This window comes from Streptomyces sp. NPDC102462, assembly GCF_044765425.1.
In the GTDB taxonomy this organism is placed as follows: domain Bacteria; phylum Actinomycetota; class Actinomycetes; order Streptomycetales; family Streptomycetaceae; genus Streptomyces.
Genome location: NZ_JBIWKB010000017.1, coordinates 15,140 through 36,813, shown reverse-complemented (window position 1 = coordinate 36,813; position 21,674 = coordinate 15,140). Strand labels below are relative to the sequence as shown.

Below are 21,674 nucleotides of genomic sequence, written 5' to 3'. Positions count from 1 at the left end.
CCGGGTCACCAGCGGATCGGCAGGGGCAGCGCGGTCAGCAGCCCCGACACCGCGACCACCACCCCGAGGACGATCACCTCGCCCCGCGCGGGTACGCACGCGGTGAGCGGGTCGGGCGCGCGGCGCAGCCGGATCCGCGCCCACAGGGCGAGCAGGGCGACGGCGGCCACCAGGATCACCTTGGCCAGCAGGGTGCGCCCGTAGGCCGTCTCCGTCAGCTGGCGCAGCACCGTGTCCGCGGGCATCCGGCGCAGGGTGCTGCACAGGCCCGTGGCGGTGATCGCCGCGAGGAGTACGGCGGCCACGCGCGCGTAGAGCCCCAGCAGCCCGGCGCCCGCCGGGCCGGCGCCGGACCGGCGCCACAGCCGCAGGGTGCGCAGCGCGTGCAGCAGGCCGCCGGTCCACAGCGCGGCGCACGCCAGGTGAACGAGCGTCAGCGCCGTACCGATCAGCGGGCTGTGCTCGGTCGTGGGGTGGGCGCGCAGCGCCTCCGCGCAGACGACCGCGGCCGCCGGCCAGAGCTGGAGGCCGGGACGGCGGCCGAGCGCGCACAGTCCGGCCAGGATGAACGCGTTGACCTCCAGCAGGGCGAGCGCGCCGTCACGGGTGCCGTAGAGGCCGCCGATGTCGATCTGGGAGGGGCTGTGCGGCACCAGGTTGCCGGTCGCCACGACCGAGGCGAGCCCCAGCGCGGCGAGGAAACCGGCTCCGGCCGCGTACGGCGCCCAGCTGCGGGGCGTGCCGGACGGTGCGCCGGGCAGCCCACGAGCCAGCCGGTTCACGAACAGCTCGCCCAGCGGTACGCACGGCGCCGCGAACAGCACCGTGCGCAGCAGGGCTATGCCGCCGACGCCCGGGGCGGCGGCCTCCCCGGTGCCGTGCAGGGCGGCGGACGGCCCGAGCAGGGGTATCAGAGCGGCCAGCGCCACCAGGGCCAGGACGGCGGTCGGTCGTATCAAGGTCACCCCCGGATCTTCGCCAGCCGTCGCGAACGGCAGCAAGCCGGGGAAGGCGACCACAGGTCCGCAACCACAGCTCCACCGCCGACCGTTCGGCCAGCTCGGCCCGCCGCGCCCCCGGAGGTGACCGGACAGCGGAACAGGCGGGCGGCCCGGACGGGTGTCCCGGGCGCCGCCCGCCTGTCCTCGGTGTTACTTGGTCACGGCCGCCAGGGCGTTCGCCGTGCCCCAGCCGTAGAAGCCGTTGTAGTTCTTCGAGCCCTCGCACACCGCGTCGATCTTGCCGTCGCCGTTGATGTCGTACGGGTCGGTGCACGGCGTGGCCGTGGCGCCCGCGTACAGCAGCGCCTTGACGAGGGCCGGCGAGGCGTGCGGGTGGGTGGACTTGATCAATGCGGCGACACCCGCGACGTGCGGGCTGGCCATCGAGGTGCCGGCCATGTAGCCCCACTTGCCGCCGGGCAGCGGGCCCAGGATCAGACCGCTGGTCGCCGGTGGCTGCGGCGTCTGGTAGGCGGTCGAGTCGCCGCCGGGCGCGGCGATGTCGATGACTCCGAGGCCGTGGTTGGAGAAGGACGACTTGACGCCCTTCGCGCCGGTGGCCGCGACGGTCACCACACCCGGCAACTGGGTCGGTATATCATAGCACTTCGACGGGTCGATCACCCGGTCGGACGGGGTGCCGTCGTTGGGCGAGACCGGGTCGGTGATCGAGTCGGCCGCGAGGTCGTAGTTCTCGTTGCCGGCCGCGGCGACGTTGACCGCGCCCTTCTTCTCGGCGTACCGGGAGGCCCGGGTGACGGCCTCGACCAGCGCCTTCTGGTCGGGGTCGTTCTTGCAGTTGAAGTACCACGGGTCGGTGTAATAGCTGTTGTTGGTCACGTCGACGCCGTGCTCGGCCGCCCACACGAAGCCGCAGACCACGGCCTCCGTGTAGAAGTAGCCGTCCGGGTTGGAGACCTTGATGCCGGCCACCTTGACGCCCGGCGCCACGCCCGTCATGCCCACGCCGTTCTTGGCGCCCGCGATCTCGCCGGCCACGTGCGTGCCGTGCGGGCTCTCGGACGCGGCGGGCCGCCAGGCGCCGTCGGCCGTGTCCGGCTTGCCCGTCACACAGTTGACGGAGGCCTTCCGGTCGAAGTTGGGCGCGATGTCGGGGTGGGTGTCGTCCACGCCGGTGTCGATGACGGCGACGGTCACCTTCGGGCTGCCGAGGGTCTTCTCGTGCGCCTTGTCCGCCTTGATGGCGGGCAGGTCCCACTGCAGGGGCTCCAACGGGTCCTGCCCGTTCACCGCCTGCGCCGCGGCGACCTGCTCGGCGCTGAGCGCCTTCGGGGTGCCGACGTCCGTGGTCGACTGCGCGGGCAGCGGCGCGTTGCGCGTGGCACCGGCCGACTCGACGCCGCGCACCGTGCGGATGGTCTTGGCGAAGTCCGGGTTCGACGAGTGGACGACGATCACGCCGATCTGGTCGTACGAGGTCACCACCGTGCCGCCGGCCCGGCCGATGGCCTTCTGCACCTGCTTCGAAGTGCCGGGGCCGGGGCGGACGTTGACGACGTAGCTGAGCGAGGTCGCATCCCCGGAGGCGGGCGCCGTGGCCGTGGTCGTGGCGTCCGCGGCGGACGCGGTGACGTTCGGCAGGAACGCGAGGGCCGTGGCCATGGCCATCCCGACCGGGATCGACAGGGCGCGGAGGTGGCGCGGCTGAGGCGCGGTCATGTGTCTGTGTCTCCAGTTCGTTGGCTTGCCGTGCATGCCGTGCATGCCGTGCGGGATTCCTGGCGTGGGGGGAGACTGCGACGTGGGGCGCAGAGGGAGCGGGCGTCAGCGCACCGCGCGGAGCGCGTTGACGATGCCGGACCCGTAGAAGCCGTTGACGCGCTTGCCGCCGACGCAGGTCGCGTCCACGACGCCGTCGCCGTCCCCGTCGTACGGGTCCGTCGGGCAGCCGGGGTTGTCCGCCTGGGCCTTGAGCAGCGCCTGAAGCCGGGCCGGGGTCGCGTGCGGGTGGGTGGACTTCAGCAGCGCCGCCACCGCGGCCACGTGCGGGGAGGCCATCGAGGTGCCCTGCAGGAAGCCGTACTGGCCGTTCGGCAGCGTGGACAGGATGCGGCCGTTCTGCGACGGCGTGTCCGGGATCTGGTACCGGTCGCCGCCCGGACCTGCCACGTCGACCACGCCCTTGCCGTAGCTGGAGTAGTACGACTTGGCGCCCTTGACGCCGGTCGCGCTGACGGTGACCACGCCCGGCAGCTGGGTCGGCACGTCGAAGCACTTGTGCGGGTCGACGGTGCGGGTCACCGGGGTCGAGTCGTCGGGGCTCGAGTCGTCGACGAGGGCGCGCGCGTCCAGGTCGTCGTTGGAGTTGCCGGCCGAGGCGACATTGAGCGTCCCCTTGCGCTGTGCATACAGCTGGGCCCTGTTGACCGCGTCCACGATGGCACGTTGATCGGGGTCGTCCATGCAGTTGTACAGCCACGGATCAACGTAGTAGCTGTTGTTGGTGATCTCCACGCCGTGGTCGGCGGCGAAGACGAAGGCGCAGACGACGCTCTCCGGGTAGAACAGCTGCGTCGAGTCGGGCTGTGCGACGGTGATGCTCGCGACCTTCACGCCGGGCGCGACGCCCGCGACGCCCGTGCCGTTGCGGGCCGCGGCTATCTCGCCCGCCACGTGTGTGCCGTGGTAGTGGTCGGCGTCCACCGGCCGCCAGGCGCCGTACGTCGTGTCCGCCTTGCCGCTGACACAGTTCGCGGACTGGGCGGCCGAGAAGTTGGGGGCGATGTCCGGGTGCGTGTCGTCGACGCCCGTGTCGATGACGCCCACGGTCACCGACCTGCTGCCCGGGTTGATCCGCGCGGCCTTGTCGGCGCCGATCGCCCGCAGGTCCCACTGGTCGGCCTCCAGGGGCTCCTGGCCCGAGGCCGAGCGCTGCGCGAGCTTCGCGGCCTGCGCCTTCGACAGGACCTGTACGGCGCCCTCGTCCGTGGTGCTCGCGGCGGCCAGCGGCGCGGTGCGGGTGGCGCCCGCCGACTGCACCCCGCGCACGGCGCGCATCGCCCGGCCGAAGCCGGGGTTCGACGAGTGGACGACGAGCACGCCGATCCGGTCGTACGTCGCGACGACGCTGCCGCCGTTCGCGGTCACCGCCTTCCGCACCGACGCGATGGTGCGATGGTCGGTCGCGGTGTTGACGACATAGGCCAGCGCCGGAGAGTCCGCCGCCGGGGCCGTCGCCGCCGTGGAGGCCGTCGCCGCCGCGGGGGCCGCCGACGCCGCGGACGGCAGGAAGCCCAGTGAGGCGGTCAGCGACAGCACGACCGGCACGGCGAGGCCGAGCCGGCGTCTGGAACGCAGATGAAGCATGGGGTCTCCACATCATCCGAAAACGAAACCGCCCGAGACACAGGTGCTGCCCGGGCAGGTACATGACGGGTGGTGCAGGGCGAAACTATCTCCCCGCCTCGCTGGCCAGCAATGATTTGGGGGGACGACTTCGGAAAGAACTCGTAGGACTTGAACCCGCCCTCGCGTGGCGCCGTGGACCTTCGACAGGGAGCACGAGCACGATCGAGCCCCCGTCCGCGATCCACCCGCAACCCGAGGAGACTCCGTGGCTACCGAGACACCGCCCCACTCTGAACCCCATCACCGACTCCCCTCCACCGAGGAGTTCGTCGCGGTGCAGGAGAGCGCGGAGTTCGGTGAACTGCGCCGCTCCTACCGCTCCTTCGCGTTTCCGCTGACCGTCGCGTTCATCGTCTGGTACCTGCTGTACGTGCTGCTGTCCAACTACGCGGGCGGCTTCATGGGCACCGAAGTGATCGGCAACATCAACGTGGCCCTCGTCTTCGGCCTCGCCCAGTTCCTCACCACGTTCCTCATCGCCTGGTGGTACGCGCGGCACGCCGCCGCGAAGCTGGACCCCAAGGCCGAGGCCATCAAGTCCCGGACGGAGGGCGGCGCATGAGCCCCGCGATCACCCTGGCCGCAGGCGAGGCCAGCGAGCACCGGACGCTGATCATCACCCTGTTCGCGGTGTTCGTCGCCGCGACCCTCGTCATCACGGTCTGGGCGGGCCGGCAGACCAAGGACGCCAGCGACTTCTACGCCGGCGGACGGCAGTTCACCGGCTTCCAGAACGGCCTCGCCGTCTCCGGCGACTACATGTCCGCGGCGTCCTTCCTCGGCATCGCGGGTGCCATCGCCCTGTTCGGCTACGACGGCTTCCTGTACTCCATCGGCTTCCTGGTCGCCTGGCTCGTCGCACTGCTCCTGGTCGCCGAGCCGCTGCGCAACTCCGGCCGCTACACCATGGGCGACGTGCTCGCCTACCGGATGCGCCAGCGCCCCGTCCGCACCGCGGCCGGCACCTCCACCATCGTCGTGTCGATCTTCTACCTGCTGGCCCAGATGGCAGGCGCGGGCGTCCTCGTCTCCCTGCTGCTCGGCATCACCAGCGACGGCGGCAAGATCGCCATCGTCGCCCTGGTCGGCGTCCTGATGATCGTCTACGTCACGATCGGCGGTATGAAGGGCACCACCTGGGTGCAGATGGTCAAGGCCGTGCTGCTCATCCTGGGCGCCCTGCTGCTGACCTTCCTCGTCCTGCTGAAGTTCAACTTCAACATCTCCGACCTGCTGGGCTCGGCCGCCGACAACAGCGCCAAGGGCAGCGCCTTCCTGGAACCCGGCCTCAAGTACGGCGCGACGGGCACCACCAAGCTGGACTTCCTCTCGCTCGGCATCGCCCTGGTCCTGGGCACCGCCGGCCTGCCGCACATCCTGATCCGCTTCTACACGGTGCCCACAGCCAAGGCCGCCCGTAAGTCGGTGATCTGGGCGATCGGCCTGATCGGCGCCTTCTACCTGATGACCCTCGCCCTCGGCTTCGGCGCCGCCGCGCTGATCAAACCGGACGAGATCATCGCCTCCAACAAGGCGGGCAACACGGCCGCGCCCCTGCTCGCCCTGCACCTCGGCGGAGTCGACTCCAACTGGGGCGCCATCCTGCTCGCCACCATCTCCGCGGTCGCCTTCGCCACCATCCTCGCGGTGGTCGCCGGCCTGACCCTGGCCTCGTCCTCCTCCTTCGCCCACGACATCTACGCCAACGTCATCAAGAAGGGTGAGGCCACCGAGAAGCAGGAGCTGCGCGCGGCCCGCTGGGCCACGGTCGGCATCGGCGCCGTCTCCATCGTCCTGGGCGCCCTCGCCCGCGACCTGAACGTCGCCGGTCTGGTGGCCCTCGCCTTCGCGGTCGCCGCCTCCGCGAATCTGCCGACGATCCTCTACAGCCTGTTCTGGAAGCGGTTCACCACCAGCGGCGCGCTGTGGTCGATCTACGGCGGACTGATCACCGCGGTCGGCCTGGTGCTGTTCTCGCCGGTGGTCTCCGGCAAGGAGACGTCGATGTTCCCCGACGTCGACTTCCACTGGTTCCCGCTGGAGAACCCGGGCATCATCTCCATCCCGGTCGGCTTCCTGCTGGGCGTCGTCGGCACGCTCCTGTCGAAGGAGACCCCGGACGCCGGCAAGTACGCGGAACTGGAGGTACGGTCCCTGACCGGCACCGGAGCCCACTGAACGAGCCGCGGACGGCCGCGTCGCGGATCTCCGCGGCGTGGCCGTCCGCGCTGCCCCGCCGGGCGGGCTCTCGGCCGATGTCGGCGCCGTCGCGTAGGCTCGCAAGTGACGGAAGACGACTGAGGGAAGAAGCGTGTCAGGGACGAGGGAGGGGGCCCACGTGCTCATCGACACCTACGGCCGGGTGGCCACCGACCTGAGGGTCTCGCTGACCGACCGGTGCAATCTGCGCTGCACCTACTGCATGCCCGAGGAGGGCCTGCAGTGGCTGGGCAAGCCCGACCTGCTCACCGACGACGAGATCGTCCGGCTGATCGATGTCGCGGTCACCTCCCTCGGCATCCGCGAGGTCCGCTTCACCGGCGGGGAGCCCCTGCTGCGCCCCGGCCTGGTCGGCATCGTGGAGCGGGCCGCGGCCCTGCAGCCGCGCCCCCGGCTGTCCCTCACCACCAACGGCATCGGCCTGAAGCGCACGGCCGCGGCCCTGAAGGCGGCCGGCCTCGACCGGGTCAACGTCTCCCTCGACACGCTCCGCCCGGACGTCTTCAAGGCCCTCACCCGCCGCAACCGCCACCAGGACGTGCTGGACGGCCTCGACGCCGCCCGGGCCGCGGGCCTCACCCCGGTCAAGGTCAACACCGTCCTGATGCCGGGCCTGAACGAGGACGAGGCCCCGGACCTCCTCGCCTGGGCGCTGGAGCACGGCTACGAACTGCGTTTCATCGAGCAGATGCCCCTGGACGCCCAGCACGGCTGGAAGCGCGAGGGCATGGTCACCGCCGCCGACATCCTGGCCGCCCTGCGCACCCGCTTCGAACTGACCCCGGAGGACGCCGGGGAGCGCGGCTCGGCCCCGGCGGAACGCTGGCTGGTGAACGGCGGCCCGCAGCGCGTCGGCGTCATCGCCTCCGTCACCCGCCCGTTCTGCGCGGCCTGCGACCGCACCCGGCTGACCGCCGACGGCCAGATACGCACCTGTCTGTTCGCCCGCGAGGAGACCGATCTGCGCGGCGCGCTCCGCTCCGGTGCGCCCGACGAGGAGATCGCCCGTATCTGGCGGCTCGCGATGTGGGGAAAGAAGGCCGGATCCGGTCTGGACGATCCGTCGTTCCTCCAGCCGGAGCGGCCCATGTCGGCGATCGGCGGCTGAGGCGCCCGACCGGGGCGCGGACCGGGCAGGCTGTCGCCGCGGACGAGGGACGGCCCGTCACGGGCCGTCCGGCGGAGCGCTCAGTGCTCCTCCCACTCCCGCAGCGGCACGACGTCCTTCAGGAATCCCCGCACCCCGAGGAACTGCGACAGGTGCTCCCGGTGCTCCTCGCAGGCCACCCACGTCTTGCGCCGCTCGGGCGGATGGATCTTCGGGTTGTTCCAGGCCAGCACCCATGCGGCGGCGGCCCGGCACCCCTTGGCTGAACAGATAGCGTCACTCACCGGTTCGTCTCACAAAGGCCCCGCACACAAGGCGACGCCGAGCAGCCACGGGGGGAGCTGCCCGGCGTCGGTCCGTCGCTCCGACGGGGGATGCGGAGCGCGTAGGAAGTATGTCACGGGTGACCGGCCGCCCGGCACCGGAACAACATGATTGATCTGAGCATTTCTGCGCCGCCCATGCGCCGGACGCACGCTTCCCGCCATCCGCAGAGGTCATGCCGGGTCGGCCCGCTCACCGCCCACCCCCGTCGGCGGATCGGCCCGCGTCTGCTCAGGGCCGGGCTGCGTCCGGTCGTCCGGCGCAGGCGACGGCGTGATCACCGGCCGCAGCGGCGCGGTCACGAAGGTCGACGGCAGCGACGGCGGCCGCTCCCGGCCCGCGTTGGCGATCACCACCGCGACATAGGGCAGCACCGCGCCGAGCACCAACGCCACGATGGCGACGGGCCGTTCGACGTTCCACAGCGAGACCGCGAGGATCACCGAGACGGTACGGATGGACATCGAGATGACATACCGGCGCTGCCGGCCCCGCACGTCCTCGGCCAGGCCCGTCCGGGCTCCGGTGATCCGGAACACCTGGACGTTGCCGCCGCCGTGCTGCTTCCGCATCACATTCCACCATCCGCCCGCTTCGGGACTCTCCCCGGCCCGTGCCCGGCCCGCATCAGGTGCGGCGCACCGGACCAGGACAGCATCCACGTTACGCCGCCGCTGCGCCGCCTTCGAGACCGGGTCGCCTCCCGCTTGGGCGAACGCCGTGCGCCGTATCGCGTACCGCGCGTGCACCACACGGCCGTACCCGACATGCGCCGTTCGGCGGACCGGCCGACACTGGGCGTAATGCTCACGTCGAGCCGACGAGGAGGCAGCCATGGGCTGGTTGTGGGCGATCATCGTGGGGTTCGTGCTGGGTGTGATCGCCAAGGCGGTCATCCCGGGCAAGCAGCACAGCCCGCTCTGGCTGACCACCATCTTCGGCATGCTCGGCGCCATCGTGGGCAACGCGGTCGCCCGCGCCGCCGGCGTCGCCTCGACCCCGGGCGTCGACTGGACCCGGCACCTCTTCCAGCTCATCGCCGCGATCATCATCGTCTTTCTCGGGGACATGGCGTACATGGCGCTGTGGGGCAGGAGGAAGCAGGAGCGGCGGGTCTGAGACAGGCGGCGGACACGACGAGGGGCGGCGGGCCCCGGGCGCGGGGCCGCCCCTCGTCGCTCTGTGTCGCGCTGTGTCGCTCTGGGGTCCCGGCTCAGCCGGAGGTGACCTCCACCGCCGCCAGGTTCTTCTTGCCCCGGCGCAGCACCAGCCAGCGGCCGTGCAGCAGGTCCTCCGTGGCGGGGACCGCGTCCTCGGCGGTGACCTTCACGTTGTTCACGTAGGCGCCGCCCTCCTTGACCGTCCGCCGAGCGGCCGACTTGCTGGGCACCAGGCCGACCTCGGCGAACAGATCGGTCACCTGTCCCAGCTCGGTGACCCGGACGTGCGGCACCTCCGACAGGGCGGCCGTCAGCGTCCGCTCGTCGAGCCGGTCCAGCTCGCCCTGGCCGAACAGTGCCTTGGACGCGGCGATCACCGCGGTCGTCTGGTCGGCGCCGTGCACCAGCGTCGTCAGCTCCTCGGCCAGCGCGCGCTGCGCCGCCCGGGCCTGCGGACGCTCCTCGGTCTGCCGCTCCAACTCCTCAAGTTCCGTACGGGACTTGAAGGACAGGATCCGCATGTACGGGGAGATGTCCCGGTCGTCCACGTTCAGCCAGAACTGGTAGAACGCGTACGGCGACGTCATCTCCGGGTCGAGCCAGACCGCGCCGCCCTCGGTCTTGCCGAACTTGGTGCCGTCCGCCTTCGTCATCAGCGGCGTCGCCAGCGCGTGCACGCTCGCGTGCGGCTCCAGCCGGTGGATCAGGTCCAGACCGGCCGTGAGGTTGCCCCACTGGTCGCTGCCGCCCTGCTGGAGCGTGCAGCCGTACCTCCGGTACAGCTGCAGGAAGTCCATGCCCTGAAGGATCTGGTAGCTGAACTCCGTGTAGCTGATGCCCTGGTCGGACTCCAGACGGCGGGCCACGGAGTCCTTCGTCAGCATCTTGTTGACCCGGAAGTGCTTGCCGATGTCCCGCAGGAACTCGATCGCGGACAGCCCCTCGGTCCAGTCCAGGTTGTTGACCATGACCGCCGCGTTCGGCCCCTCGAAGGACAGGAACGGCTCGATCTGGCCCCGCAGCCGGTGCACCCAGCCGGCCACCGTCTCCGGGTCGTTCAGCGTGCGCTCCGCGGTCGGGCGCGGGTCACCGATCAACCCCGTCGCGCCGCCCACCAGCGCCAGCGGCCGGTGCCCGGCCTGCTGGAGCCGGCGCACGGTCAGCACCTGCACCAGATGCCCCACGTGCAGCGACGGCGCGGTCGGGTCGAAACCGCAATAGAACGTGACGGGACCGTCCGCGAGCGCCTTGCGCAAAGCGTCCTCGTCGGTGGACAGGGCGAACAGCCCGCGCCACTTCAGCTCGTCGACGATGTCCGTCACGGTTCTCGTGTCTCCTCGGATGATCTTCGGCCGGCCGGCTGACGGCCGACCGGGAACGCCTACGAGGTTATACGCCCTGGCTGACCGAGCTCATATTGAAATCGGGGACGCGCAGCGCCGGCATCGCGGCCCGGGTGAACCAGTCGCTCCACTCGCGCGGCAGCGTCTTCTCGGTCCGCCCGGCCTGTGTGGCCCGCCCCAGCAGATCCACCGGCGACTCGTTGAACCGGAAGTTGTTGACCTGCCCGGTCACCTCCCCGTTCTCCACGAGGTACACGCCGTCCCGGGTCAGCCCCGTCAGCAGCAGCGTCGCCGGGTCGACCTCGCGGATGTACCACAGACAGGTCAGCAGCAGCCCGCGCTCGGTGTCCGCGACCATCTCGTCCAGCGAGCGGTCCTCGCCCCCGTCCAGGATCAGGTTCCCGATCGCCGGGGCCACCGGGAGACCGGTCAGGGCCGCGCTGTGCCGGGTGGTCGTCAGGTGCTTCAGCTCACCGTCGCCGATCCAGTCCGTGGTGCGCACCGGCAGCCCGTTGTCGAACACCGACTGGTCGCCCCCGGAGGAGTGCGCGACCACGAACGGGGCGCTCTCCAGACCCGGCTCGTCCGGGTCGCTGCGCAGGGTCAGCGGCAGCTCGGTGAGCTTTTCGCCGAGGCGGGTGCCGCCGCCCGGCCTGGAGAACACCGTCCGGCCCTCGGCCGCGTCCCGGCCCGACGCCGACCACAGCTGGTAGATCAGCAGGTCCGCCACCGCGGTCGGCGGCAGCAGCGTCTCGTAGCGGCCCGCAGGCAGCTCCACCCGCCGCTCGGCCCAGCCGAGCCGGACGGCCAGCTCGGCGTCGAGCGCGCCCGGGTCGACGTCCTTGAAGTCCCGCGTCGAGCGTCCCGCCCAGGCCGAGCGGACACGGTCCGGGGACTTCGCGTTCAGCTCCAGCGTGCCGGTGGGCTGGTCGTGCCGCAGCCGCAGCCCGGTGGACGTCCCCAGATACGTGGAGACCAGTTCGTGGTTGGCGAAGCCGTACAGTTCCCGGCCGCCCGCACGCGCGCGTGCGAACGCCTCGCCGAGCGCGGGGGCGAAGTCCGCGAACACCGCCGACGAGGTCTCGGCGGGCGCGTCCGTGAAGTCCGGCGCCTCCGGCACGCCCGTGACCAGCGGCTGGGCGTCCTCGGCGGGTCCGGCGCCGCGCGCGGCGGCCTCGGCGGCCCGCACCAGGGGCTCCAGCTCCTCGGCGGTCACGGCCGAGCGGGAGACCACCCCGGAGGCCGTGCCCTCCTTGCCGTCGACGGTGGCGACGACGGTCAGCGTCCGTCCCCGGGTGACGCCGTTGGTGGTCAGCGCGTTACCCGCCCAGCGCAGATTGGCGGTCGAGTGCTCGTCGGCGATCACCACGCAGCCGTCGGCCCGGGACAGCGCGAGCGCCTGCTCGACGACCTCGTGCGGCTTGTTGCTACGGGCACTCATCGACCGGCCTCCTGGGTCGTGTTGAGGATGTTGACGCCCTTGAAGAGGGCGGAGGGGCAGCCGTGGGACACCGCGGCCACCTGTCCCGGCTGGGCCTTGCCGCAGTTGAAGGCGCCGCCCAGGACATATGTCTGCGGGCCGCCGACGGCCGCCATGGAACCCCAGAAGTCGGTGGTCGTGGCCTGGTAGGCGACGTCCCGCAGCTGGCCGGTGATCCGCCCGTTCTCGATCCGGAAGAACCGCTGCCCGGTGAACTGGAAGTTGTAGCGCTGCATGTCGATGGACCAGGACCGGTCGCCGACGACATAGATCCCGCGGTCGACGCCGCCGATCAGATCCTCCGTGGACAGCCCCGCCGGGTCCGGCTGGAGCGACACGTTGGCCATGCGCTGCACGGGCACATGCCCGGGCGAGTCGGCGTACGCGCACCCGTTGGACCGGTCGAAGCCGGTCAGCCTCGCGATCCGCCGGTCCAGCTGGTAGCCGACCAGGGTGCCGTCCTTGACCAGGTCCCAGGACTGGGCCGCGACGCCCTCGTCGTCGTACCCGATGGTGGCCAGGCCGTGCTCGGCGGTGCGGTCACCGGTGACGTTCATCAGCTCGGAGCCGTACCTGAGCTTGCCCAACTGGTCGAAGGTGGCGAAGGAGGTGCCCGCGTAGGCGGCCTCGTAGCCGAGGGCACGGTCCAGCTCGGTGGCATGGCCGATGGACTCGTGAATGGTCAGCCACAGGTTGGACGGGTCGACGACCAGGTCGTACGGGCCTGGCTCCACGCTCGGCGCCCGCATCTTCTCTGCGAGCAGCTCGGGGATGCGGGCCAGCTCGCCGTCCCAGTCCCAGCCGGTGCCGGTCAGGTACTCCCAGCCGCGGCCCACCGGCGGGGCGAGGGTGCGCATCGAGTCGAACTCGCCGCTGGACTCGTCGACCGACACCGCGGTCAGCTGCGGATGCAGCCGCACCCGCTGCTGCGTGGTCACGGTCCCCGCGGTGTCGGCGTAGAACTTGTTCTCGTGCACGGTGAGCAGCGAGGCGTCCACGTGGTTGACGCCGTCCGCCGCGAGCAGCCGGGCGCTCCAGTCGGCAAGCAGCGCCGACTTCTCCTCGTCGGGCACCGAGAACGGGTCGATCTCGTACGACGAGATCCACGTCCGGTCGGCGTGCACCGGCTCATCGGCCAGCTCCACCATCCCCCACTGCCCGAAAGGCGTGGGAGGTGCCCCCACCTCCGACCCGGCGGCCCTGATCACCTCGGCGGACAGCTTCGCCATCGCCACGGCCTGTGAGGCGACCTTGGCGGCGGCGTCCAGGGTCAGGTCGACCCCCGACGCGAAGCCCCACGTGCCGCCGTGCACGACCCGTACCGCGTACCCGAGGTCGGTGGTGTCGGACGACCCGGCCGGCTTGGCGTCGCGCAGCCGCCAGGACGCGCTGCGCACCCGTTCGAACCGGAAGTCCGCGTGCTCGGCCCCCAACGCACGCGCGCGTGCCAGCGCGGCGTCGGCGAGGGCCCGTAGCGGAAGCGCCGTGAAGGCTTCGTCGATGGAATGAGGCACCGAGGTCTCCCTGCTGTCGTGGCCTGTCGGCTCCGATGATGTCGCGCGACCGGGCCCGCGGACCACACGTTTCCGCGTGACGGCGACCCTTTCTGTAGGGATCCGACAGTGACCCGCGTGCGCCACTGTCGGTGCCCGAATGCCCGCAGGCGTTCCGCTACCGATAGGTTTTCGACGAAGCCGCCTGTCATCCAGGTGTTCGGGCGGATGTGTCAGACCGCTATCGAAAGGGTGATCCGTTGAGCCGCTCGGTTCTCGTCACCGGAGGCAACCGGGGCATCGGCCTCGCCATCGCCCGCGCTTTCGCCGACGCCGGCGACAAGGTCGCGATCACGTACCGCTCGGGCGAGCCGCCGTCCGGTTTCCTGGCCGTCAAGTGCGACATCACCGACCCCGAACAGGTGGAGCAGGCCTACAAGGAGATCGAGGCCGAGCACGGCCCGGTCGAGGTGCTGATCGCCAACGCCGGCGTCACCCGGGACCAGCTCCTGATGCGCATGTCCGAGGAGGACTTCACCTCCGTCCTCGACACCAACCTGACCGGTACCTTCCGGGTGGTCAAGCGCGCCAACCGTGGCATGCTGCGCGCCCGGAAGGGCCGGGTCGTCCTGATCTCGTCGGTGGTCGGACTGCTGGGCTCGGCGGGGCAGGCGAACTACGCCGCCTCCAAGGCCGGGCTCGTCGGCTTCGCGCGCTCTCTCGCCCGTGAGCTGGGCTCGCGCAACATCACCTTCAACGTCGTCGCGCCCGGTTTCGTGGACACCGACATGACGCGGGCGCTCACCGAAGAGCAGCGCGCGGACATCGTCGCGCAGGTACCGCTCGGGCGTTACGCGCAGGTGGAGGAGATCGCCGCGGCGGTCCGCTTCCTCGCCTCGGACGATGCCTCGTACATCACTGGAGCCGTCATTCCCGTTGACGGCGGACTGGGAATGGGTCACTGATCACCATGAGCGGAATTCTCGACGGCAAGCGCATCCTGATCACCGGTGTGCTCACGGAGTCCTCCATCGCCTTCCACGCGGCCAAGCTGGCCCAGGAGCAGGGCGCCGAGATCATCCTGACCGCGTTCCCGCGGCCCACCCTGACCGAGCGTGTCGCCAAGAAGCTGCCGAAGCCCACCAAGGTCATCGAGCTGGACGTCACCAACGACGAGCACCTGGCCCGGCTGGCCGACATCGTCGGCGAGGAGCTGGGCGGCCTCGACGGCGTGGTGCACTCCATCGGCTTCGCGCCGCAGGACGCGCTCGGCGGCAACTTCCTCAACACGCCGTTCGAGTCCGTGGCCACCGCCATGCACGTCTCGGCGTACTCGCTGAAGTCGCTGACCGTGGCCTGCCTGCCGCTGATGCAGAACGGCGGCTCGGTCGTCGGCCTCACCTTCGACGCCCAGTACGCCTGGCCGCAGTACGACTGGATGGGCCCGGCCAAGGCCGCCCTGGAGGCGACCAGCCGCTACATGGCGCGCGACCTGGGCAAGCAGAACATCCGCTGCAACCTCGTCTCCGCGGGCCCGCTCGGCTCCATGGCCGCGAAGTCGATCCCGGGCTTCAGCGAACTGGCGTCCGTCTGGGACTCCCGCTCCCCGCTGGAGTGGGACCTGAAGGACCCCGAGCCGGCCGGCCGCGGCATCGTCGCCCTGCTGAGCGACTGGTTCCCGAAGACCACCGGCGAGATCATCCACGTCGACGGCGGCCTGCACGCCATCGGCGCCTGATCGCCCCACACCCGCCGCACCACCGAGGCCCCCACCCCGCGGTGGAGGCCTCGGCCCGTCCCGGCCTCAGCCGTTCGGCTCACCGGCCGGCTGACGGGCCGCTGCTGGAAGAATCCCGGCTCGGTATGGATCAGCCACCAGAAGGCGCACCGAGCCGGCCCGGGCGGCACAGGAACGGATAGCTCGCCGCCTCCCGCCCGGCCGCCTCCGCGTCGCCGGTACGGATCGCGTCGACCAGGCGTGAGTGGTCCATGTGCGTCTCGGGCGTCAGATCGGCGCCCACGTCGGCGCGCAGCCAGTCCCGCAGCACCTCGCCCAGGTCGGCGGACATGGCGGTCATGACGTCGTTGTGGGAGGCGGCCACCACCGCCAGATGGAAGGTGGCGTCCGCGGTCACGAAGGCCTCCGCGTCGCCCGACTCCCATGCCTCCTCGCGCCGCACGAGCAGGGCGTCCAGCTGCTTGAGGTCCTTCTCGGTGCGCCGCCGCGCCGCCAGCGCCGCCGCGGCCGACTCCAGCGTGGAGCGCAGTTCGGCGATGTGCCGCGGGTCGGCGTCGGCGAAGCGCCGCTGCATCACACCCGCCAGCTCGCTGGTCGCCACGACATAGGTGCCGGAGCCCTGGCGGATGTCCAGCAGGCCGTTGTGGGCGAGCGCACGGACGGCCTCACGGACCGTGTTGCGGGCGACGCCGAGCTGCTCGACCAGCTCGGGCTCGGTCGGGATGCGGGCGCCGACCGGCCATTCGCCGGTCGCGATCTGGTTCCGCAGCTCCGCGATGACCTGCTCGGACAGCGCCGAGCGGCGGGGGTGGCTCAGAGGCATGGCACACCTTCGCACGGGAGGGCCGGGTGGCGGCGACCCGGGAATGGACAACCAATCATCCCATGATTCTATGATGTCTCCCATGGCACGCGAGGAAACCCACCCGACAGACACGGCGACGCGATCCACGGACGCGCCGCCCACCGCGGCAACCGCCGAAGCCGGCCAGGACGCGCACAACAAGACGCACGGCACCGCGACCGCCGAGGCGGGCGCCACGCGCGCGTGGACGACGCGTCTGGTCGTCGTCGGCATCGTGCTCGCCGCGCTGAACCTCCGCCCCGCCATCACCAGCCTCGGCGCCCTCCTGGAGGAGGTCCGCGACGGCCTCGGCATGAGCGGCAGCGTGGCCGGGCTGCTCACCTCCGTACCCCCGCTCTGCTTCGCCGTCTTCGGCGTCACGGCCCCGCGGCTCGCCCGCCGCTTCGGGCCCGGCGCGGTGGTGTGCGCCGGCATGGCCGCGATCACCGCGGGCCTGGTCATCCGCCCCTACATCGGGGGCACCGCCGGATTCCTGGCCGCCAGCGCCCTCGCGCTCATGGGCATCGCGGTCAGCAACGTCCTCATGCCGGTCATCGTCAAGCGCTGGTTCCCGGACCGGGTGGGCTCCATGACCGGCCTGTACTCGATGGCCCTCGCCCTCGGCACCTCGCTGGCCGCCGCGGTCACCGTGCCCATGACCGACGCGCTCGGCGGCAACTGGCGCACCGGCCTCGGCGTGTGGGCCGTGCTCGCCGCGGCGGCCGTCCTGCCGTGGCTGCCACTGGTCCGGGACCGGCGGAGCGCCCCCGCGCGGGCGGCCATGCCCGCGGCGGATCAGCGGCCCGCCGCGGCGCCGCTGCGGATCACCCGCAGCCGTACGGCCTGGGCACTCGCCGTCTTCTTCGGGCTCCAGGCCACCGCCGCCTACATCACCATGGGCTGGATGGCGCAGATCTTCCGCGACGCGGGCGTCGCCGCGGGCACGGCGGGACTGCTGCTCGCCGTCACCATGGTCATGGGCGTACCACTGGCCTTCGTGATCCCGCGCCTGGCCACCCGGCTGCCCCACCAGGGGCCGATCGTGGTGGCGCTCGGCACCTGCGGCCTGGCCGGCTACGCGGGCCTGTACCTGGCTCCGGCCGGCGGCGCCTGGGCGTGGGCGCTGCTGATCGGCATCGCCAACTGCGCCTTCCCGCTGGCCCTCACCATGGTCGGCATGCGGGCCAGGACCGGCGCGGGCGTCGCCCAGCTCTCCGCGTTCGCACAGAGCACCGGCTATCTGATCTCCATCCCCGGGCCGCTGCTGGTCGGGGTGCTCTACCAGCACAGCGGCGGCTGGGGCCTGCCCATCGCCCTCATGGCTGGCCTCATGGTCCCGCAGATGGCGGTGGGCATCCTGGCGGGCCGCCCCCGAACCATCGAAGACGAAGCCACCCGCTGACCCCCGACCCGCCGAACCCCTTCCGTCCGCGAATCGGCCAGAGCCGCCAACGGCCCGCCGAACCGGCCAGGGTCCCCCGGGGCCGCCACCGCGCCTCGGGGACCCACCGACCGCGTCCCCCAGCCCGGCCCGGTCCAGCCCCGGCCGGGCTGTTGACCGGCCCTGGGGCACGCCCGGACGCTGACTGGGTACTGGGGCGCGGCATCCTCTCGCCCGTCTCACCGGGCGGTCAGCCGCCCCGGGGCGTTGACCGGTCCCGGTCCTGCCTGCGCCCGGTCTTTGACCTGCTGGTCCGGCCTCGGGGTGCGGCCTCCCGCCACTCGCCCCACCGGCGGCCGGGCGCCGCCCGGCCCGTTGACCGGCTTTGGGTCGCGCCCGTCCCCGGGTCCCTGGTCCGCTGACCGGTCCTGGGCCCGCCTTCCTGCCGTACGCCGACCGCCGGGGCCCAGGGGTCCGCTTGGGCACCGTCCGGTTCCGAGCCTGCCGCGCACGCCTGTCTGCTGATGTATCCACCCCGCTGCCGCCCGCCCCGCCGGCGGTCAGGGCCCCGCCCGTGCCCCGTCGGCCCCGGGCCGGTGAGCCGGGATGCGAGCCGTCGGGGTGGATTCGCCGGGGCCGGGGGGTTGGGCGTGGGGGTGGGGTGCGAGACTGGGCCGCATGCCCGTGCTCGATCCGAACCCCCAGAACGGCCAGAAGAAGATGCTGATCGTCTTCGGCTCGTTCTTCGCCATCTTCGTGCTCATCGCCATCATCGCGACCCTCGCCTCCCCCTGACCCCACCGCCGCGGCCGATGGTGGGGCCAGCCCCACCATCCCCTAGGGGGTGAGTGTCAGGGTGAACTGGGTGGATCACCGGATGGGGCGGCGCCCGCGGATTGCCTACCTTCGAGATGTGACCGCGAAAGGCGGTCACCGACCACTCGGAGACCAGCGGAGGCGATCATGTCGGCCCGTACGCACCCCCGGCCCCACCCGGCGACCACGGGCGGCGTCGACATCCGGCTGCCCTGGTGGGCGCTGGCCCTGCCCGTGCTCGCCTTCGTCTCCCTGCTGGTGCTGCTCCTCAACCCCTCGGACGCCCAGGCGGCCACGGGCCAGCCGGCCGTCGCCCAGTTCCTCGAACGCGCCCAGCACCTGCTGACCCGCTGACCCCGGGGGCGGCCCGGTCGGGTGTCAACTCCCCTGCGCCCCCTGGCCTGTTTCATGCGAAGCTGGATCTCATGAGCGTCGCAGAACCCCGCAGGATCGTCCTCTTCCGGCATGCGAAAGCCGACTGGCCTCAGGTGACCGACCACGAGCGGCCGCTCGCCGAGCGGGGCCGCATGGACGCGGCAGTGGCCGGCCGCAGACTGGCCGACAGCGGTATCTCCTTCGACCTGGCCCTGTGCTCCACCGCGGTGCGGACCCGCGAGACCTGGAAGCTCGCCGTGCAGGAGCTGCCGCACCGGCCGAAGACCGTCTACGAGGAGCGGCTCTACGAGGCATCGCCCGGCGAGATCATCGCCGTGCTCAACGAGGTGCCCGACGACGCGCGCAACCTGGTCCTGGTCGGCCACAACCCGGGCGTGCACGGCCTGGCCGAGATCCTTTCCGGTTCCGCCGACGGCGACGCGGGCGAGCGGATGCAACGCCGTGGCTTCCCCGCCGCCGCCTTCGCCCTGCTGACCTTCGACGGCTCGTGGAAGGGCCTGGAGCCCGGCGCCGCGGCGCTCGCGGACTACTGGGCGCCGTCCGACTGACCGCCGTACGACCCGTACGAGACCCGTAGGACCGTACGACGACCGCGTACCGCGTGTACGGCCGCTGCGACCCCGACGGGGCCCGCTGCCGCGGCGGCGCCGGCCCCGTCGGCAGGGGGGGCGTGCCGGTGGCTCAGCCCTCGTCGTGGGCGTCCGCCGCCTCCACCTCTTCGCGGGTGATGCCCAGCAGATACAGCACCGTGTCCAGGAAGGGCACGTTCACCGCGGTGTGCGCGGCCTCGCGGACCACCGGCTTGGCGTTGAAGGCGACGCCGAGACCGGCCGCGTTCAGCATGTCCAGGTCGTTGGCGCCGTCGCCGATCGCCACCGTCTGGGAGAGCGGGACGCCGGCCTCGGCGGCGAACCGGCGCAGCAGCCGTGCCTTGCCCGCGCGGTCGACGACATCCCCTATGACCCGGCCCGTCAGCTTCCCGTCGACGATCTCCAGGGTGTTGGCGTGGGCGAAGTCCAGCCCAAGCCGCTCCTTGAGATCGTCGGTGACCTGGGTGAACCCGCCGGAGACCACGCCGACTTGGTAGCCGAGTCGTTTCAGCGTGCGGATCAACGTACGCGCGCCCGGCGTCAGCCGCACCTCACCGCGCACCTTGTGCACGACCGAGGCGTCCAGCCCCGCGAGCAGCGCCACGCGCGCGTGCAGCGACTGCTCGAAGTCCAGCTCCCCGCGCATGGCGGCGGCGGTCACCTCGGCGACCTGCTCCTCGCAGCCGGCGTGCGCGGCGAAGAGTTCGATCACCTCGTCCTGGATGAGGGTCGAGTCGACGTCCATGACGACCAGCCGCTGCGCCCGCCGGTGCAGGCCCGCGGCGACGACGGCTATGTCGACGCCGAGCGCCGCCGCGTCGGCCACCAGGGAGGTGCGCAGCGGCTCGGTCTCCACACCGGACACCGCGAACTCGACCGCGGTCACCGGGTACTTGGCGAGGCGGAAGATCCGGTCGATGTTGCCGCCGACCTTCGCGATCCGGGCGGCGACGGCGGCCGTCGACTCGGCGGTGAGCGGGTGGCCGAGGACGGTCACCAGGGAGCGGCCGAGGCCGCGCGGACGGTTGTCGCCGCGCCCGGAGATGATCTCCGCCTGCATCTTCATCGAGTCGGCCCAGCTGTGCACCGTGGCCCGCAGATCACCCTCAAGACCGGCGGTGGGCTGGGTCACGAGCGCGCAGAGCACCAGCCGACCGCGGGTGACGACCTGTTCGATGTCGACCACGTCGACGGAGAAGGAGGCAAGGGTGTCGAAGAGACCGGCCGTGATGCCCGGCCTGTCCTTGCCGAAGATCTTGACGAGGAGGGTGGGGACCTCGGAAGTCTGCGAAGCGCTCATGGTGCATCCACCGTATCCGGCACCCCGTGCCCCACGCCGCCGAGGTCCGCCTGGCGGACACGGAACAACAGATGTCGGGTCGGTGTCCGACGCCTTGCGGCAGCACCACGACCGTGCCGCCGGCGGCCGGGCCCGGGCGGCTGACCAGCGCCGCCGTGGGTTCCGCCCGCGTCGCCGGGGGGCCGTCGCACCCGGCTCCGCCGCGCCGCGGGACACCCCCTCGCGTCCGGGCCCGCCCGTACGGCGCCCTCGCCCGACACCACCGAAGCGGTCACCGCGTGCCGCCCCCATGAACCCCTTGTCCGTGACCGACCGTCACCCGTGCGGCACGGCTCAGTGCCTCCGGTCCGGCTGCCCTGGGTGGTGGCTCGATTACCCCCCCGGCCGCACTGGCGTCGCCGCGGGCCGTGGTGGCCGTGGTGGCTCAGTGCGCTCCGCCTGGCCGTCCTGGCGGCGCCGTGGGTGGGGGACCGTCGTCGAGGGGGTCGGCGGGGTGGTCCGTGGTGTGCGGTTCGGGGTGGTGCCGGGGCCGCGGTGGTGGGGCCGGTGGGCGGGCCACGGTGGTGGCGTCGTACACATCGCCGGGCGGCGGCGGGCCGGCCGGCGGTCGCGGCTGCTCGGCATCGTGCGGCCCGGAGGCCCCGGCGTCCCGCAGTTCGTCGGGCAGCCGGAGGTAGGGGTTCGTCGCGGGGTTGGGCGGTCGGTACGGCACCCGAGGCGTGTACGGCCCGCTGCCGCCGATGTCGGCCGGCCGGCCGGTACCGCCCGCCGACCCGCCCAGGGCCAACGGCGCCGCCTGCCGGCCCGCGGCCCCGCACACCCGGGCGAGCACCGCGCCCACGGCTCCCGCCCCGGCGCCCCAGGCGGCCCCGAGGAGCAGCGCCGTACCGAGACGCCCGTGCAGTTCGACCCCGGCGCCCAACGCGTCGAGGCCCAGCACGGACAGCGAGGCGTCCACGGAGACGTCGGCCAGCCAGGCGAGCAGGGGCAGCGCAAGCGCGGTCACGGCCCCCAGCCGCAGCGCACAGCACCCCGCGAACCCGAGAACCCTCGAACCCCGTGCACCGACACCTCCCGCGCCCAGCAGCCCCACTCCACCCGCCGCCCCGGG

General features: G+C 72.1%; 21 protein-coding genes. 10 read left to right on the top strand and 11 right to left on the bottom strand.

Annotated elements, in window-relative coordinates; all coding sequences use genetic code 11:
- Positions 1–5: 5 nt before the first annotated feature.
- From ACIRFL_RS16890 to ACIRFL_RS16880, 3 genes are all read right to left on the bottom strand, one after another.
- Positions 6–965, bottom strand: a complete 960-nt coding sequence (locus tag ACIRFL_RS16890; RefSeq protein WP_404029051.1) for a CopD family protein — start codon at positions 963–965, stop codon at positions 6–8.
- Positions 966–1,151: 186 nt separating this feature from the next.
- Positions 1,152–2,681: a S8 family peptidase gene (locus ACIRFL_RS16885; protein ID WP_404029049.1), complete on the bottom strand. Its 1,530-nt coding sequence runs from the start codon at positions 2,679–2,681 to the stop codon at positions 1,152–1,154.
- Positions 2,682–2,786: 105 nt separating this feature from the next.
- Positions 2,787–4,328 (bottom strand): S8 family serine peptidase, encoded by a 1,542-nt coding sequence (locus ACIRFL_RS16880; RefSeq protein ID WP_404029047.1) that lies wholly within the window; start codon positions 4,326–4,328, stop codon positions 2,787–2,789.
- Positions 4,329–4,575: 247 nt separating this feature from the next.
- On the opposite strand from ACIRFL_RS16880, the gene ACIRFL_RS16875 reads away from it, so the two are divergent.
- The 3 genes from ACIRFL_RS16875 to moaA all read left to right on the top strand — a co-directional run bounded on the left by ACIRFL_RS16875 (position 4,576) and on the right by moaA (position 7,698).
- The gene (locus ACIRFL_RS16875; RefSeq protein WP_404029045.1) at positions 4,576–4,932 is read left to right on the top strand and encodes a DUF485 domain-containing protein; all 357 of its coding nucleotides are present in this window, start codon (positions 4,576–4,578) and stop codon (positions 4,930–4,932) included.
- Positions 4,929–6,548, top strand: a complete 1,620-nt coding sequence (locus ACIRFL_RS16870) for a cation acetate symporter (protein ID WP_404029043.1) — start codon at positions 4,929–4,931, stop codon at positions 6,546–6,548. Before ACIRFL_RS16875 ends, ACIRFL_RS16870 begins: the two co-directional genes overlap by 4 nt.
- Before the next feature lie 160 nt (positions 6,549–6,708).
- Positions 6,709–7,698: a GTP 3',8-cyclase MoaA gene (gene moaA, locus ACIRFL_RS16865; protein WP_404029041.1), complete on the top strand. Its 990-nt coding sequence runs from the start codon at positions 6,709–6,711 to the stop codon at positions 7,696–7,698.
- A gap of 80 nt (positions 7,699–7,778) precedes the next feature.
- Here moaA and ACIRFL_RS16860 read toward each other — a convergent pair whose 3' ends face one another.
- On the bottom strand, positions 7,779–7,982 hold the full coding sequence (locus ACIRFL_RS16860; protein WP_404029039.1) for a hypothetical protein: 204 nt from the start codon (positions 7,980–7,982) through the stop codon (positions 7,779–7,781).
- Positions 7,983–8,195: 213 nt separating this feature from the next.
- On the bottom strand, positions 8,196–8,594 hold the full coding sequence (locus ACIRFL_RS16855) for a DUF3099 domain-containing protein (protein WP_404029037.1): 399 nt from the start codon (positions 8,592–8,594) through the stop codon (positions 8,196–8,198).
- Positions 8,595–8,856: 262 nt separating this feature from the next.
- On the opposite strand from ACIRFL_RS16855, the gene ACIRFL_RS16850 reads away from it, so the two are divergent.
- Entirely contained in the window at positions 8,857–9,141 is a 285-nt protein-coding gene (locus tag ACIRFL_RS16850) for a GlsB/YeaQ/YmgE family stress response membrane protein (protein WP_404029035.1), read from the top strand.
- A gap of 94 nt (positions 9,142–9,235) precedes the next feature.
- Here ACIRFL_RS16850 and tyrS read toward each other — a convergent pair whose 3' ends face one another.
- From tyrS to ACIRFL_RS16835, 3 genes are all read right to left on the bottom strand, one after another.
- A complete protein-coding gene (gene tyrS / locus ACIRFL_RS16845; protein WP_404029034.1) occupies positions 9,236–10,504 on the bottom strand; it encodes a tyrosine--tRNA ligase in 1,269 nt (422 codons plus the stop codon).
- 67 nt (positions 10,505–10,571) lie between these two features.
- Positions 10,572–11,966: a metallopeptidase TldD-related protein gene (locus ACIRFL_RS16840; RefSeq protein ID WP_404029032.1), complete on the bottom strand. Its 1,395-nt coding sequence runs from the start codon at positions 11,964–11,966 to the stop codon at positions 10,572–10,574.
- Entirely contained in the window at positions 11,963–13,519 is a 1,557-nt protein-coding gene (locus ACIRFL_RS16835; protein WP_404029030.1) for a TldD/PmbA family protein, read from the bottom strand. Before ACIRFL_RS16835 ends, ACIRFL_RS16840 begins: the two co-directional genes overlap by 4 nt.
- Before the next feature lie 239 nt (positions 13,520–13,758).
- On the opposite strand from ACIRFL_RS16835, the gene fabG reads away from it, so the two are divergent.
- Positions 13,759–14,463, top strand: coding sequence for a 3-oxoacyl-[acyl-carrier-protein] reductase (fabG, locus tag ACIRFL_RS16830; protein WP_404029028.1), 705 nt, complete (start codon positions 13,759–13,761; stop codon positions 14,461–14,463).
- A gap of 5 nt (positions 14,464–14,468) precedes the next feature.
- Positions 14,469–15,236, top strand: coding sequence for an enoyl-ACP reductase FabI (gene fabI, locus ACIRFL_RS16825; RefSeq protein WP_404029027.1), 768 nt, complete (start codon positions 14,469–14,471; stop codon positions 15,234–15,236).
- 130 nt (positions 15,237–15,366) lie between these two features.
- Here the strand turns inward: fabI and ACIRFL_RS16820 are convergent, their stop codons facing one another.
- Positions 15,367–16,059 carry a FadR/GntR family transcriptional regulator gene (locus ACIRFL_RS16820; protein ID WP_404029025.1) on the bottom strand — a complete coding sequence of 231 codons (693 nt, stop codon included), beginning with the start codon at positions 16,057–16,059 and terminating at the stop codon, positions 15,367–15,369.
- Between the two features lie 82 nt (positions 16,060–16,141).
- Here ACIRFL_RS16820 and ACIRFL_RS16815 point away from each other — a divergent pair, with 82 nt between their 5' ends.
- The 4 genes from ACIRFL_RS16815 (at position 16,142) to ACIRFL_RS16800 (ending at position 19,221) form a co-directional block, all read left to right on the top strand.
- Positions 16,142–17,482, top strand: a complete 1,341-nt coding sequence (locus ACIRFL_RS16815; protein ID WP_404029023.1) for a CynX/NimT family MFS transporter — start codon at positions 16,142–16,144, stop codon at positions 17,480–17,482.
- A 657-nt stretch (positions 17,483–18,139) separates the two neighbouring features.
- Entirely contained in the window at positions 18,140–18,256 is a 117-nt protein-coding gene (locus ACIRFL_RS16810; protein ID WP_388717775.1) for an SGM_5486 family transporter-associated protein, read from the top strand.
- Positions 18,257–18,424: 168 nt separating this feature from the next.
- Positions 18,425–18,631 (top strand): hypothetical protein, encoded by a 207-nt coding sequence (locus ACIRFL_RS16805; RefSeq protein ID WP_404029021.1) that lies wholly within the window; start codon positions 18,425–18,427, stop codon positions 18,629–18,631.
- Positions 18,632–18,702: 71 nt separating this feature from the next.
- Positions 18,703–19,221 carry a SixA phosphatase family protein gene (locus tag ACIRFL_RS16800; RefSeq protein WP_404029019.1) on the top strand — a complete coding sequence of 173 codons (519 nt, stop codon included), beginning with the start codon at positions 18,703–18,705 and terminating at the stop codon, positions 19,219–19,221.
- Between the two features lie 133 nt (positions 19,222–19,354).
- Here ACIRFL_RS16800 and serB read toward each other — a convergent pair whose 3' ends face one another.
- Both serB and ACIRFL_RS16790 read right to left on the bottom strand, forming a co-directional pair.
- Complete coding sequence (gene serB, locus ACIRFL_RS16795) at positions 19,355–20,563, bottom strand: phosphoserine phosphatase SerB (protein WP_404029017.1); 1,209 nt, start codon at positions 20,561–20,563, stop codon at positions 19,355–19,357.
- Positions 20,564–20,987: 424 nt separating this feature from the next.
- Positions 20,988–21,674, bottom strand: a 687-nt coding sequence (locus tag ACIRFL_RS16790) for a streptophobe family protein (RefSeq protein ID WP_404029015.1), incomplete at its 5' end; no start/stop codon positions are given.